Annotated in this window: 16 protein-coding genes and 1 riboswitch; of the genes, 7 read left to right on the plus strand and 9 right to left on the minus strand. The window is 28.3% G+C overall.

Translation table 11 applies throughout. The features are described from left to right. Positions 1 to 55: 55 nt before the first annotated feature. Positions 56 to 742: a peptidylprolyl isomerase gene (locus tag B2P65_RS13255; protein WP_346880282.1), complete on the plus strand. Its 687-nt coding sequence runs from the start codon at positions 56 to 58 to the stop codon at positions 740 to 742. 453 nt (positions 743 to 1,195) lie between these two features. Beyond that, the gene (locus B2P65_RS13260; protein WP_346876204.1) at positions 1,196 to 2,059 is read left to right on the plus strand and encodes a hypothetical protein; all 864 of its coding nucleotides are present in this window, start codon (positions 1,196 to 1,198) and stop codon (positions 2,057 to 2,059) included. 65 nt (positions 2,060 to 2,124) lie between these two features. On the opposite strand, the gene B2P65_RS13265 is transcribed toward B2P65_RS13260, so the two are convergent. The 3 genes from B2P65_RS13265 to B2P65_RS13275 form a co-directional block, all read right to left on the minus strand. Then, the gene (locus tag B2P65_RS13265) at positions 2,125 to 2,568 is read right to left on the minus strand and encodes a MarR family winged helix-turn-helix transcriptional regulator (protein WP_035135877.1); all 444 of its coding nucleotides are present in this window, start codon (positions 2,566 to 2,568) and stop codon (positions 2,125 to 2,127) included. A gap of 184 nt (positions 2,569 to 2,752) precedes the next feature. Beyond that, entirely contained in the window at positions 2,753 to 3,001 is a 249-nt protein-coding gene (locus B2P65_RS13270) for an AbrB/MazE/SpoVT family DNA-binding domain-containing protein (RefSeq protein WP_035135880.1), read from the minus strand. A gap of 217 nt (positions 3,002 to 3,218) precedes the next feature. Beyond that, positions 3,219 to 3,710 carry a YajQ family cyclic di-GMP-binding protein gene (locus B2P65_RS13275; RefSeq protein ID WP_035135882.1) on the minus strand — a complete coding sequence of 164 codons (492 nt, stop codon included), beginning with the start codon at positions 3,708 to 3,710 and terminating at the stop codon, positions 3,219 to 3,221. Between the two features lie 180 nt (positions 3,711 to 3,890). Between B2P65_RS13275 and B2P65_RS13280 the strand changes: the two genes are divergently transcribed. Together B2P65_RS13280 and B2P65_RS13285 are read left to right on the plus strand one after the other, a co-directional pair. After that, a complete protein-coding gene (locus tag B2P65_RS13280; RefSeq protein ID WP_346848152.1) occupies positions 3,891 to 4,310 on the plus strand; it encodes a hypothetical protein in 420 nt (139 codons plus the stop codon). A gap of 417 nt (positions 4,311 to 4,727) precedes the next feature. Next, a complete protein-coding gene (locus B2P65_RS13285) occupies positions 4,728 to 6,329 on the plus strand; it encodes an ABC-F family ATP-binding cassette domain-containing protein (protein WP_346880283.1) in 1,602 nt (533 codons plus the stop codon). 49 nt (positions 6,330 to 6,378) lie between these two features. Here the strand turns inward: B2P65_RS13285 and B2P65_RS13290 are convergent, their stop codons facing one another. The 3 genes from B2P65_RS13290 to thiW form a co-directional block, all read right to left on the minus strand. Continuing rightward, the gene (locus B2P65_RS13290; protein ID WP_346848154.1) at positions 6,379 to 7,377 is read right to left on the minus strand and encodes a tyrosine recombinase XerC; all 999 of its coding nucleotides are present in this window, start codon (positions 7,375 to 7,377) and stop codon (positions 6,379 to 6,381) included. A gap of 91 nt (positions 7,378 to 7,468) precedes the next feature. Continuing rightward, positions 7,469 to 8,302: a hydroxyethylthiazole kinase gene (gene thiM, locus B2P65_RS13295; protein ID WP_346880284.1), complete on the minus strand. Its 834-nt coding sequence runs from the start codon at positions 8,300 to 8,302 to the stop codon at positions 7,469 to 7,471. 49 nt (positions 8,303 to 8,351) lie between these two features. Next, positions 8,352 to 8,855, minus strand: coding sequence for an energy coupling factor transporter S component ThiW (gene thiW, locus B2P65_RS13300; protein WP_346880285.1), 504 nt, complete (start codon positions 8,853 to 8,855; stop codon positions 8,352 to 8,354). A 94-nt stretch (positions 8,856 to 8,949) separates the two neighbouring features. Further along, positions 8,950 to 9,051: riboswitch (TPP riboswitch) on the minus strand. Positions 9,052 to 9,192: 141 nt separating this feature from the next. Between thiW and B2P65_RS13305 the strand changes: the two genes are divergently transcribed. Further along, on the plus strand, positions 9,193 to 9,879 hold the full coding sequence (locus B2P65_RS13305; protein ID WP_346876209.1) for a type II CAAX endopeptidase family protein: 687 nt from the start codon (positions 9,193 to 9,195) through the stop codon (positions 9,877 to 9,879). Positions 9,880 to 9,906: 27 nt separating this feature from the next. Here the strand turns inward: B2P65_RS13305 and purB are convergent, their stop codons facing one another. Continuing rightward, a complete protein-coding gene (purB, locus tag B2P65_RS13310) occupies positions 9,907 to 11,337 on the minus strand; it encodes an adenylosuccinate lyase (protein ID WP_346848158.1) in 1,431 nt (476 codons plus the stop codon). A 213-nt stretch (positions 11,338 to 11,550) separates the two neighbouring features. Here purB and B2P65_RS13315 point away from each other — a divergent pair, with 213 nt between their 5' ends. Further along, positions 11,551 to 11,757, plus strand: coding sequence for a DUF378 domain-containing protein (locus B2P65_RS13315; RefSeq protein ID WP_035135773.1), 207 nt, complete (start codon positions 11,551 to 11,553; stop codon positions 11,755 to 11,757). A gap of 239 nt (positions 11,758 to 11,996) precedes the next feature. Further along, entirely contained in the window at positions 11,997 to 12,491 is a 495-nt protein-coding gene (locus B2P65_RS13320; protein ID WP_346880286.1) for a metallophosphoesterase, read from the plus strand. A 48-nt stretch (positions 12,492 to 12,539) separates the two neighbouring features. Here the strand turns inward: B2P65_RS13320 and B2P65_RS13325 are convergent, their stop codons facing one another. After that, positions 12,540 to 13,055, minus strand: a complete 516-nt coding sequence (locus B2P65_RS13325; RefSeq protein ID WP_414632447.1) for a GNAT family N-acetyltransferase — start codon at positions 13,053 to 13,055, stop codon at positions 12,540 to 12,542. 44 nt (positions 13,056 to 13,099) lie between these two features. Continuing rightward, the gene (locus B2P65_RS13330; protein WP_346848162.1) at positions 13,100 to 13,687 is read right to left on the minus strand and encodes a hypothetical protein; all 588 of its coding nucleotides are present in this window, start codon (positions 13,685 to 13,687) and stop codon (positions 13,100 to 13,102) included. Positions 13,688 to 13,708 lie beyond the last annotated feature (21 nt).

The following is a 13,708-nucleotide window of genomic DNA, read 5'->3' on the forward strand; positions in this document are numbered from 1 at the left end:
ACAATGGTAAACTTATCTAGTAAAACATATAAACCTATGAAAGGAGACGTTTTAAATGAAAAAAAGTACATTAGGAACTTTGATTATTACAGCAATACTTTCCCTTGCATTAATAGGATGCAGTACCTCTAATAAGACTAGTAAAGAGGAAACTAATACTGGAAGTAATGATAATAAAGAAATATATCTTTCAAAGGAAACGGAGAAGAAGGAAGGGGATAAAAATCCAGTGGTTACCATAGAAATGGAAGACGGAAAAACTATAAAGCTGGAGCTTTATCCCGAAATAGCACCTAATACCGTTAGAAACTTTATAAGTCTTGCTAATAGTAAATTTTATGATGGTCTAATATTTCATAGAGTAATTTCAGGCTTTATGATTCAAGGTGGAGATCCAGAAGGAACTGGAATGGGTGGACCTGACTACTCCATATATGGTGAATTTACAAATAACCAGTTTGAAAACACTCTTTTACATACTAAGGGTGTTATATCTATGGCTAGATCAAATGATAAGAATTCTGCTGGATCTCAATTTTTTATTATGAGCAAAGACGCCACTCATTTAGATGGAGACTATGCAGCCTTTGGTAAGGTTATAGAAGGTATGGATGTAGTAGACTCTATAGAACAAGTAGAAACTGGCAATGATGATAGACCTAAGAAGGATATAAAAATTAAATCCATTTCAGTAGATACCTTTGGAGTTACTTATAATGAACCTGTAAAATATACAAAATAATTTTAAATAAACCTAGCTGTGTTATGGCTAGGTTTATTTTTTTATAAACTGAGTTCTTTGCTTCAGAGAGATTTTCGAACTGAAGCTTACTAACAGACTTCTTAGTATCAGTATTTTTAATACTAAGAAGTCGTTGTCTTTTAGGAGAAAACGTAGCTGCTCGTTGTTCTCATCGGATAAATACACTGCTACCTCTTTTTGAAGTGTTTAAATTTCCTACGTATACACATTTTTCATCTACTTCCTCTTTTATTACTACTTAATTATTTCAATATAACTACCATTCAATATAATGTTAGTTATATTGAATGGTAGTTATATTAATTTGCGATAAAAACATGTTTACATAATGTATACGTATTGTAAACATGGATAAAATGCTTGTTTACAAGGGTAAAATAATGTATACTTAAATCAAGATGTAATTTTATAAATTTTAAGGATGTGTAATTAATGGATTCAATTTTAAGTGTAAGGATAAGCGAGGAACTAAAAGAAAAATTTCAAAGTTTAGCTGAGGTAGAGGGGATAAATAATAAAGAATTCATGGATCTTATAATAAGGAACTACGAATTAAACAAAGCTTCAACGAGTACAGACTTTATTAAAAGCGATGTAGAAGAGTTACAGAGCATAACAAAAAGAATTTTAGATATATACATAAATATGATAGAAAAGAGCAAGGTTAAGAACTCCGAAGTTATTAATAGTTTTAAAGGAACTTTAGAGGAAGAGACTAATAGAAGTGAAAAATTAAAGGGGAATATAGAAAGTTTAAAAAAAGAACTAGAAGATTTAAAGTCTCATAATAAAGAACTGAAGGATTCGTTAAAGGAATATAAAGAACTTTTAGAAAAAGAGAGAGAAGATATCAAGGGATATAAAGAGTTAAACCTCATGTTAAAGGATAAGGTAAATGAGTTAAATGCCTATAAAAATGAAGCAGAAAGTTTAAGAGCAATAAACCGAAACATGGAAGAGAATTTAAAAAACCTAGAGAGAGAAAAGGAAAGCCTTACTAATAAATTAAATGAGGAATTAAATCATAGTATTGCATTAGAAGATGAAATTCAGGATATGAAGAGTTCTTATGAAAATAAGATTAACCAGATTTCAGAGGAGTTTAGCAGAGAATTAAGATTAAAAGATGATGAAATAAGGATTTCTATGCAAAAAGAAGTGTTGCAAAAAGAGGAAGAGTACAGAAAAGAAATTTGGTCTATGAAATCTCATTATGATGATAAAATTTCTAAATTGATGGACGATAAAGAACAATTACTACTAAAAATAAGAGACGATATAAACAATAATAAATAATATAAAAAATAGTATAAAAAATGCTGAAGTATTTCTAATTTTAAAATTAGGCTCCAGCATTTTTGTTATTTACCTTCTGTATAAGCATGTTCTAGTATATCTAAATATTCAGTAAAACTATCCTTGTCTTCTTTAGAAACGTTTTCTAAGGAATAATCGAGAAATTTACATCTTTCCATAATTACTGCTTCTAATATGTTATGTCCCTTTTCTAAACCTTCTATTCTAACTATTCGTCTATCTTTTGAATCTCTAACTCTCTTAACAAGATCCTTACTTTCCATTCTATCAACTAAATCAGTGATGGTGCTAGGGGCTTGATATAGTTTATTGCTAAGTTCACTAATGGTTACTTCTTTATGATTTACTATAATTTGTAAAGCTTCAAATTGTGCAGGAGTAATATCATAATCTTCTAATATAGTTCTTCCTTTTTTCTTTATATAAAAGCATACTCTTCTTAATAGTTTCTCTATCTTTTCTATTTGTGGATCTTCATAAATTTTCAAAAAATCACTCCTAAATTATATTATAAAAAACATTAAAGTTTATTATACTTCTGTATTATTATACACTTTTTTTCGAATATAGTCAATTAATTACAATTCAATGATAAAATTCAATAAAAAACAGCATCTTGAATTGAAATCAAAATGCTGTTTTTGTATTTTAAATTAATTATGTAAGAATTTATTATTCTTGCATTTTAGCAATACTATCAAGACATTCTTCACAAATATTTTTACCTTTGTAGTTTTTAACGTCTCTAGCATTACCACAGAATAAACATGCTGGCTCATATTTTTTTAATATGATTTGATCTCTATCTACATAAATTTCTAAAGCATCTTTTATCTCGATGTCTAAAGTTCTTCTTAACTCTATCGGAATTACTATTCTTCCTAATTCGTCTACTTTTCTTACTATACCTGTTGATTTCATAATATTTTCCTCCTAAATGTTTGTTATTTATTTTTTCATAAGTATAAGTGGGATTATATATAACTATTATATATAATTATTGTAATTTGTATACATTATTAAATTATCCAATTCCCATTAAATTATACATTAATAGTTAATATATATCTATTATAACTTATTCTTTTAAATTTTAACAGAGATTTTTTGCATTTGTCATATTTTACAAATATAAACCTTACCTATAGTTAGTGAATTGTACATCTATACCATAGTCTTTAGATTTTAATAGCTGCATTGTTTCTTGTAAATCATCCTTATTCTTTCCAGATATCCTTAACTGATCATCCATTATTTGAGGCTGAACTTTTATTTTACTAGCTTTAATATCTGCCACCATAGCTTTAGCTTTCTCAGTAGAGATACCTTTTATTAATTTACAAGTAACTTTAGCTGTACCTAGAGAACCTGAATCAATTTTACCAACTTCAAGAGCTTTGGAAGAGACACCTCTTTTAATAAATTTACCCTTGAGTATGTCGATTACAGTATCTAACTTAAACTCATCATCAGATATGAGCTTAACTTCATCTTTTAGTAAAGTTATTTCTGTCTTAGTACCTTTAAAGTCATATCTTTGTTTAATTTCCTTTAGGGCTTGATTAATAGCATTATCAACTTCTTGCATATTAATTTCAGAAACCACATCAAAGGAATATGAACTTGCCATACTTAGAACCTCCTTAAAATAATCTATATGTAAAAAACATATAAATATATAATAATTTATATATTTAAAAATGTCTATATAAATTTTAAAAAATTTAGATTTATTTTTAGTTGATGTTTTTCAATAGTTTTGTTAAAATAGTCTAATGATTTAATAAAGATAAAACAGGAAGTGATGATAATGAAATACTGTATTTTTGATGAAAAGAAAGTATGTAATGATTGTGGAGAGTGCAATGTATGTGAATACAATAGAGATAAGATCTGTGATAACTGTGGTAAATGTCTAGAGATTGAAGGATATGATGTTAAGGCTGTAAAAATAGATGAGGTATTTGAAAAGAATAAAGAAGAAGAAATCAAAATCGATTTGGAAGACTTTAGTGATTTTGATACAATTGAAGAAGAGGATAGCTTTCAAGAAGATGTAGTACCATTAGAAGAAGATGAAATACCATATATAGATGCTCTCGATGATGAATCTAATTGGGATTATATATCTGATGTAGAAGGCATGGATGAACTTATGGAAGAAACGGGTACAGATGGACTGCTACATGAAGAATATCCAGGTTTATATGTATTAAATAATAAAAGATAGCTACACAAAACTATTATATATGATATAATAGTTTTATAATATTTTACTATGGAGGTACAAAAGAATGAGCATTACTATTCTTAATTAATTTTATAAGCATAACAAAATAAATACTTATTACAATTTAAATGTAGTTTTATGTTTTTTGTTGTGCAATTAATTAGGCAGTGGTAATCTATTCTTTTAATTCTAATCATATAATAATGTTTTGATAGGTGAAGGTATGTAACTATAGTTTACTATAATTAATTTATTTTAATAGTTTCTATTTACCCTTAACCAGTTTATATTATATGAATTAATAATAGAGTTGTAAGTTTGGTTTTAATTGCTTATTGTGATTAAAACCTTTTTGTTTCTTAAAATTGAAGTACCACCATTGCCTTTTGATAGACTTTATTAAAAGGAGTGTTATAAATGGGTAAGATAATTATAAAAAATATTTCTAAATCCTTTCAAAATCGCACAATTTTAAATAATATAAGTTTTGAAATAGGAGATAATTTTAAGATAGGTCTGGTAGGAGAAAATGGCGTAGGTAAAAGTACCTTAAAACAAATAATAACTAAGGAGATTTCCTACGATGAAGGAAGTATCAATTATATTCCTTCAAATATTCTTATCGGAATTATAGATGAAAACTTATATAATAATAATACTTTTTTAAGTGGTGGTGAAGCTACTAAAAAAGAAATTCTTAATATATTTCATAGTAACTATGATTTGTTTATACTAGATGAGCCTACAAATCATTTAGATTTAAGTGGTGTTCAATGGTTAGAAAGGCTTATAAATTCTATAAACAAACCTATGATTATAATAAGTCATGATAGGTTTTTCTTGGATGAAGTTACAAATAAGACCTTCGTTTTAAGTAATAACGGAATAAAAACCTATGAAGGTAATTATTCTTCCTATGAAAAACAGCTATTAATGGAAAAGGTAACCAATGAAAATTTATATAACAAACAACAACAGGAAATAAGGGATTTGAAAGAAAATATCAGTCAAAGAAAACAATGGTTTAACAAAGCACACAAAATGGCGGGTACTAATGACCACTTAAGAGCATTAAGTAAAAAGCATGTTTCTATAATGAGATCAAAAGAAAAAAAGTTAGAAAAATTAAAAGAAAATGGAGTTGAAAGAATAAAGGATAATTCTTCAATTAAACTTACACTTAATAATAATAATAGTTTTAAAACAGCCATAAGAGTTGAAAATCTTAGTAAATCCTTCGATAAGAAATTATTATTTAAAGATGGAAACTTTACTATAAATGGTGGAGATAAAGTCGGAATCATTGGTAATAATGCTAGTGGGAAGACTACATTACTAAATATTCTTCTAGGTGAAGATAAGAATTACATTGGTGATGTTTATTTAAATCCAAATATGAAGATTAGCAGTTTATCTCAATATCTAGAAGTAGTAAATGAAGAAATAACTATATTAGACTATTTATTAACCACCAATGAAACTGAAAATATAATTCGGTTATATTTAGGAAGTGTATTTATAAAAGGGGATAGAGTAAATACATTAATTAAAAACTTAAGTATGGGCGAAAAATGCAGAGTAATATTTACTAAAATAATCATTGAAAATCCTGATTTAATAATTCTTGATGAGCCAACTAATTATATGGATATCTTATCTAAAGAAAGTGTAAGTTTGCTTTTAAAAAGTTATTCTGGAACAGCTTTGGTAGTTTCCCATGATAGACATTTAATTTCTACAGTATGTAATAGAATTCTAAAAATAGAAAATAACAAAATTATTAATTTTACTGGAAATCATACTGAGATAATTGAGTTTTTCACTTGTAATAAGACTAGTAATAGTAAATTAAAGGTTAATAAAGATGAAATATTAATGCTTCAGTGTCGACTTTCTAAGCTAAGTGGTTTACTAGATGATCCTTCATTAGAAAAGGATGCTAAGTTAAATTATGAAAAAGAATTTTTGAATACGAGCAGACGTATATCTGAATTGAGAGATATAAAATATAAAAAATAATAAAAAGAAGGATAGCAGCCATAGATTTGATAGCTGCTATCCTTCTTTATTATTCATCCCCTAAGGGGTGAGTGTTAATAGCCTCTCTTAGGGTTTCATCATCAACATGAACATATATTTGAGTAGTACTTACATTTTCATGACCTAATATCTCTTGGAGAGTTTTAACATCTACACCACCATGTTTATGAAGTAATGTTGCAGAGGTATGCCTTAATTTATGAGGTGTGTATTTGTCAGTATCAAGACCTGCTGCACCTACATATTTTTTTATTATTCTTTCTACAGTGCGCTTATTAATTCTTCTATACTTTCCACTTATGAATAGAGCCTCTCTATCCTCACTATGAACTTTATCTGCAATATCATTTCTTACAACAAGATACTTATTTATAGCTTTAATTGATGCTTTATTAAGATAAATAGTCCTTTCTTTATTTCCTTTACCAATGACAGTAAGGGTATCACCTTTAATATTGGCAATATTGATGCTGCAAAGCTCTGATAGTCTCACACCACAGTTTAAAAATAGGGTAATTATACATAAATCCCTAGGTGAATTTTTATCTCTATTATTAGCTACAGCTAATAAGTCTCTACTTTCATCTAAAGTTAAGTAAATGGGGGAGCGCTTTCCTATTTTAGGACTTTCTAAGTCTAAAGTAGGATCTGTAGGTATAATTTTAGCTTTAGAACATAAATAGTGAAAAAAGGACTTTAGAGAGGCAACTTTTCTTGCCTTTGCATAGGTTCCATTTTCTCTCATATTCTCTAAAAAGGATAGATAGGTGTAAAAATCAACCAATTCTAAATTTTTAAGATAATTAGAAGAGATGTTATCAATAGGAATATTTTCAAAAATTACATCCTGTGATAAAGTTACTTCATTATTGTGTACTTTAAGAAATTTAAAGAATAAAGTTAGATCATAAGCGTAGGCAACTAAAGTATTGCTAGAAACACCTTTAACAGAAGAAAGGTAACTTAAATAATCCTTAAGTATTTTTGGTAGAGAATTATCTTGCATATAATTTAATTTAGAATCCATATAATCCATTCCCCTTTAATTTTTATAGTATAATGTCGCGAAACTTACATTTCACGACATTAATTATTCTATGAAGAGAGGTAAAAATCCTTTAATTTTTAAAAAACTTTTCTATTTTAATTTTTTCTTCTAAAATTTTATAATCTACATTACTCACAGAATCAATCAAATGTATTTTTAAAGATCCACTTCCCTGAAACTTTTCTACTATTTTATTATAAGCAAGTTCACCACATACTCCCATAATACAAAAAGCAGTTACCGTTGAATCAAAGATTTTATGAGGATTAGCACCGACTAAAACTCCTATGATTGATGAAAGCATACATCCTGTTCCAGTAACATTTCTCATAGATGGATGTCCATTTCTAATAATATATACTAAATCTTTATCTACAACTATATCTATAGCCCCTGTAATGGCTATAATTGCCCCTAGATCCTTAGAAATCTCCATAGCTAGAGTAATTGCACCTTCTATATTATCTTCGGTTATAGACTCAATTTCACTGGCATCTACACCCTTACATATAGTTTTTTTCTTTCCTATAGTTTTTATTTCAGATATATTACCTTTTATAACTTGAAAATCTACAGTGTTTAAAAGTTCCCTTACAGCCTGTTGTCTAAAGGATGATGCACCAATACCTACAGGATCCAATATTACAGGATGCTTTAATTTATTAGCTCTCCTCCCTGCCTTAATCATGGCTTCTAACTTTCTTTGATTTAAAGTACCTAAATTCATTACTAAAGCATTACATAAGGTGGTTATCTCCTCTACTTCCTCTGGATCATCTGACATAATAGGAGAACCACCACAAGCTAAGGTTATATTAGCACAATCATTAGCTGCCACATAATTAGTTATATTGTGCACAAGAGGGTTGGTTTTTCTTACTGAATCTAAAATATCTTTAATCATTTTATATCCTCTCCCTAAGATCTATTTTAAAATACTAAGATGTTAAGCTCTAATTACCTTTATTAGAAACTTTATATAATACTCCTGTTTTTTTAAGAGCTATTAAAAATAGTATAGCAATTAGTGTGCCACCAATAGAGCTTATGCTAAATGGCACCACAAAGCCCCATAGAGCCGCTTCCTTTGATAGGATGAACTTTGCTACCGGATAGGCTATTAAAGCTCCTATTACACCTGTACCGAAGATTTCTCCTATGGATGCCATAGTTATTTTTTTATTATATTTATATAGGATTCCAGCTAAAAGAGCTCCACACATACTTCCAGGAAAAGCTAGGAAGGTACCTGTACCAATAAGCACTCTAATTGTGGAAGTAAGGAAAGCTATAGCTACTCCATAAAAAGGACCTAAAATAACAGCTGATAAAACATTTATCAAATGCTGAACTGGAGCACATTTTGCAATTCCTACTGGTATAACTATAACTGTAGATAAAATAACTCCCACGGCAATGAAAATTCCAGCTAAAGTTAGTTTTTTTGTTTTTAACATTACATATCATCCCCTCAAAATCAATATTTTTAAATTACTTACCCTCCCCTATATGAACAAAAATAAAAGGCATACCAACTAAGTGGTATACCTATAATTATATAAATCTACTTCCTACGTTGGCATTATCCAAATCAGGTACGGTCGAAGTTTACACTCCCTCTCAGCCTGTACACAAGCTCCCGAATATTAAGTTAACTAAATATTATCATAATGAATTACTATAGTCAATTAAGGATATGCTTGCTATTTTAGAAAAATAATATGTTATAATTATTTTAAAGCCTTGAGTCATTATTTAAAGCTATATACATAAAATTTTCAAGGAGGATGATCTATGGAAAATAAACAAGTCACTCTATCTATTATTTTAGTAGTAATATTAGGTTGTATTATTATGGCCTTAGTGGAAATTTTAATTGTACCTAATTATTTTACAAAGTCTTTAATAAAAATATGTATCTTTTTACTATTGCCCTTAATTGTATGTATAAAACAGAGAGCTATTTCCTTTAAAGCACTTTTTAAAGGAAGTAAAAAAAGCATATTTTTTGCACTTATATTTGGTATAGTTGTATATGGATTTATACTAGGAGCTTATTTTATTCTAGGTCCATTTTTTGATTTTTCTATGGTCACTACTAATTTAGAGAATAATTTAGGAGTAACTAAAGAAAACTTTTTATTTGTAGCACTATATATTACATCAGTTAATTCCCTTTTGGAAGAGTTTTTCTTCCGTGGTTTTTCCTTCTTATCTTTAAAACAGGTAAGTTCAAGAAAAGCTGCTTATATTTTTAGTGCTTTAGCCTTTGCAATTTATCATGTGGCTATTATGAATAATTGGTTTACTCCCCCACTGTTCATTTTGCTTATAGTTTCACTATTTATAGCTGGACTTCTTTTTAATTACCTTAATGAAAGGTTTAATAATATTTATGTCTCTTGGATAGTTCATATGTCTGCCAATTTAGCTATAAACACTGTGGGATTTATCCTCTTTGGCATCATAAAAATAAGCTGAAATGCATTAGCATTCCAGCTTATTTTATTATACGTTTATTTCTACTTCTTCACCTAATTCATTTTTATGAGCTTCTAATATAGGGTTTATATATTCCTCTATAAAATCAACTACCTGCCCACTAGATCTTCCAGTAAACTTACTTGGATCTATTATAGATAGAATCTCTTCTTTTGATAATCCAAAGGATTCATCAGCTAATATTCTTTCTATTAAATCATTCTTTTCTCCAAACTCTTTTACTTGTCTTGCAGCAGCTAAAGAATGAACTCTTATTTTTTCATGAAGTTCTTGTCTATCCCCTCCACGCTTAACAGCTTCCATCATAATATTTTCTGTAGCCATAAATGGTAACTCGCTATTAACATGGGCAGCTATTACCTTTTCATATACCACCATATTAGAAGTTATGTTTATATACAGGTTAAGCACTCCATCAAGAGCTAAGAAAGCTTCTGCAACGGATATACGTTTATTAGCAGAATCATCTAGTGTTCTTTCAAACCATTGAGTTGCAGCAGTAATTGCCGGGTTAAGAGAGTTTACAATTATATATCTTGAAAGTGCACTAATTCTTTCACTTCTCATAGGATTTCTCTTATATGCCATAGCTGAAGATCCTATCTGATGCTTTTCAAAAGGTTCTTCCATTTCCTTCATGTTTTGAAGAAGTCTCATATCATTACTAAATTTGTATGCACTTTGTGCTACTTCAGATAATGTATTTAATATTATAGAATCTAATTTTCTAGAGTAAGTTTGGCCAGTAACAGGATATGCTTTTTCAAAGCCCATTTTTTTACATACAATTTTATCAAGTTCTTTAACTTTTTCTTCATCATTATTAAATAAAGACATAAAGCTAGCTTGAGTTCCTGTTGTTCCCTTAACTCCTCTAAATTTCATTTTATCAATTGCAAAATCAAGGTTTTCTAAATCCATTAATAACTCTTGCATCCAAAGAGTAGCTCTCTTTCCTACAGTTGTAAGCTGAGCCGGTTGAAGATGTGTAAATCCAAGAGTTGGAACATCTTTATATTCTAAAGCAAACTTGCTTAGTTGATCTAACACATTTATTACTTTTTTTCTAATTAATATAAGAGCATCTCTCATAATAAGTAGGTCCGTATTGTCACCTACATAACAGCTAGTAGCGCCTAGATGTATTATTCCTTTAGCTGATGGAGCTACAACCCCATAAGCATACACATGACTCATTACATCATGTCTAACTTCTTTTTCTCTAGCAGCAGCTAATTCATAGTCAATGTTTTCAATATTGTCTCTAAGCTCTTTTATTTGTTCATCAGTAATATTTAATCCTAATTCTTGTTCTCCCTCAGCTAATGCAACCCAAAGTTTTCTCCAAGTTTTAAATTTCATTTCCTCAGAAAAAATATAGCTCATTTCCTTAGATGCATATCTAGAATTTAATGGTGAATTATATGTATCTCTCATAGTAACCTCCGTACAAAAATGTTTTTTTATCTAATATCATTCACTATTATAGCATATTATATAAGCATAAGTCTATTTAAAATTCGTGTTATTTATAACAATAGGTTATTCTCATTGTTCTATTTTATCCAAATATATCATATATATTAAACATAAAAATATATTAATAGATTTAAACATATCATAATATAATAAAAATGGGGGGAAGTTTTTATGTGCAAAATTAATTTATTAGACAAAATATCATTTGTACTTGTTATTATAGGCGCAATTAATTGGGGAATATTTGGACTCTTCAATTTTGATCTTGTTCATTTCATCTTTAGTTTTTCAGATATGCTAGTTAGAGCAATATATATATTAGTAGGACTAGCAGGCATAAATATGATTAGATTTTTATATTGTCTCAATAAAAAATAGTATCTTTAATATTAAGAAATAGTTCTATATGTAAATATTTATATATGGAACTATTTCTATTTTTATGTAGGAAACTATTAAATTATGAAAAATAGAAATAGTTAAATAGTTGTACTGTTCATGGAGATCTTAGAGGATGTGTCATTGGAATATTAGAATAAAATAGACTCATTTATCCTCTATACCAAAGAATAATGGTATAATATTTTACGGAAATATATACTTATTGGAGGGATAACATGAAAATTGCTTTTATTGGTGATACTCATCATAATGAAAGAGCTTTAAAAGTAGCTTCAAAATATATAAATAATTTAAAATCTGATATAGTTATTCATCTAGGAGATTGCATAGAAGACGTAAAACTCTTAGAAAAAACTTTTAAAGGTGAAATATATGCAGTGGCTGGAAACTGTGATTTTTCTAATACATATCCTAAAGAAGATACTATTACTATTAATGGACTAAAAATTTTCTTTACCCATGGAGATTTATATAATGTTAAAAGTACCATGAATAGTATAGCTATAAAAGCAGAGAGTATTGGTGCAGATGTGGTACTCTTTGGTCATACCCATATACCTTTTAAAGAAGAATATAGAAATATTATATTTATGAATCCTGGCAGTATCCCTAAGCCTTCTCCATGGGCTAAAGGAAAATATATAGGCTTCATAGAAATTGATGATGATGGAGTTATAGTTACTGCTGAATTAAAGGCTGTAGAATTATAAAATAAAAGCCATCTTTTCGAAGATGGTTTTTATTTGTATATGAACTTTTTACTTAAATTCTATCCAATATTTTTGAGTTACTTCATTTCCATTAATAACTTCATTTTCTAGAATTCCACCATTATTCATAATGGTTTTAGCTGAACCTACATTATTTTTGTCACAAGTAATTAATACCTTATTTATGCCTAATTCTTTAGCTATGGGTAGTGCTAGAGTTAACATTTGAGAAGCATAACCTTTTCTCCTCTGAGAAGGTCTTATTCCATATCCAATATGTCCTCCATACTGTAATAAGTAATCATTTAGCTCATGCCTAATATCTATAGCACCATAAATTTTATTATGATTATCTATCAGAAAATACATAGAAGAAGGAACCAGTCCTTTCTCATACATCCTTTCTGATTCATATTCTTCCCACTTATTTACTAACTCTTTGAAACTCATGCTATCTCGTTTAGCTGCATTTGGAACAATCTTCTCTTCAGTAGCTTCCCATTCAGTAATATAGTCTATATATTCTTTCTCCATAGATAATGAGGGTTTAACTAATTTAAACAACTATCCCACTCCTTCTCATATTATATATTTATTAAAGCTTTAATCTATATTTTAATGCCCTTTTCTTTTAAATAATTGATTATATGTTCTTTATCTTTTAATCCTTTGAATAATATTGCCTCATAAATGTAATATCCACTTGTAAATGGAGTTCTTCCTTCTTTATTTATAATGGAGTTTTTTACATTTAAGATTAAGCTCCTGTTTTCTTCATTTAAATTTTTAATTACTTTAGAGATATAGTTTTTATTAAATTCAAAACTTTCTTTATCTACAATCCACAAATCCATTTTCCAAGTTTTATCGGTGATCTTACTTTCATAATGAATTCCCCAATAAAATCCCTTTGGAAGCCCTTTCTTAGGGTAATTAACAAAGTCTTGAAATTTCATTAGTTTAATGTTCTTTATCTTTGCAAGTTCACTCCCCATTTTAAAGAAATTATCTAAAGAAAATTCTTCTCCATTCATTACCATGTTCATATCAATATCTTCCCAGGCCATTAAATTAAATCTATAACTACCAGTATAATTAATTTGTCCATATTTCTTTAGAATAGAGTCAATACCTTCTTTATAAATTATATCTTCAGCTTCTTTATGTAATTCTATAGTACGATTTAAATAATTCATTATTTCACCTCACTCACTATT

Origin of the sequence: Clostridium sp. UBA3061 (assembly GCF_002367465.1) — a bacterium.
Lineage (GTDB): Bacteria > Bacillota > Clostridia > Clostridiales > Clostridiaceae > Clostridium_J > Clostridium_J sulfidigenes.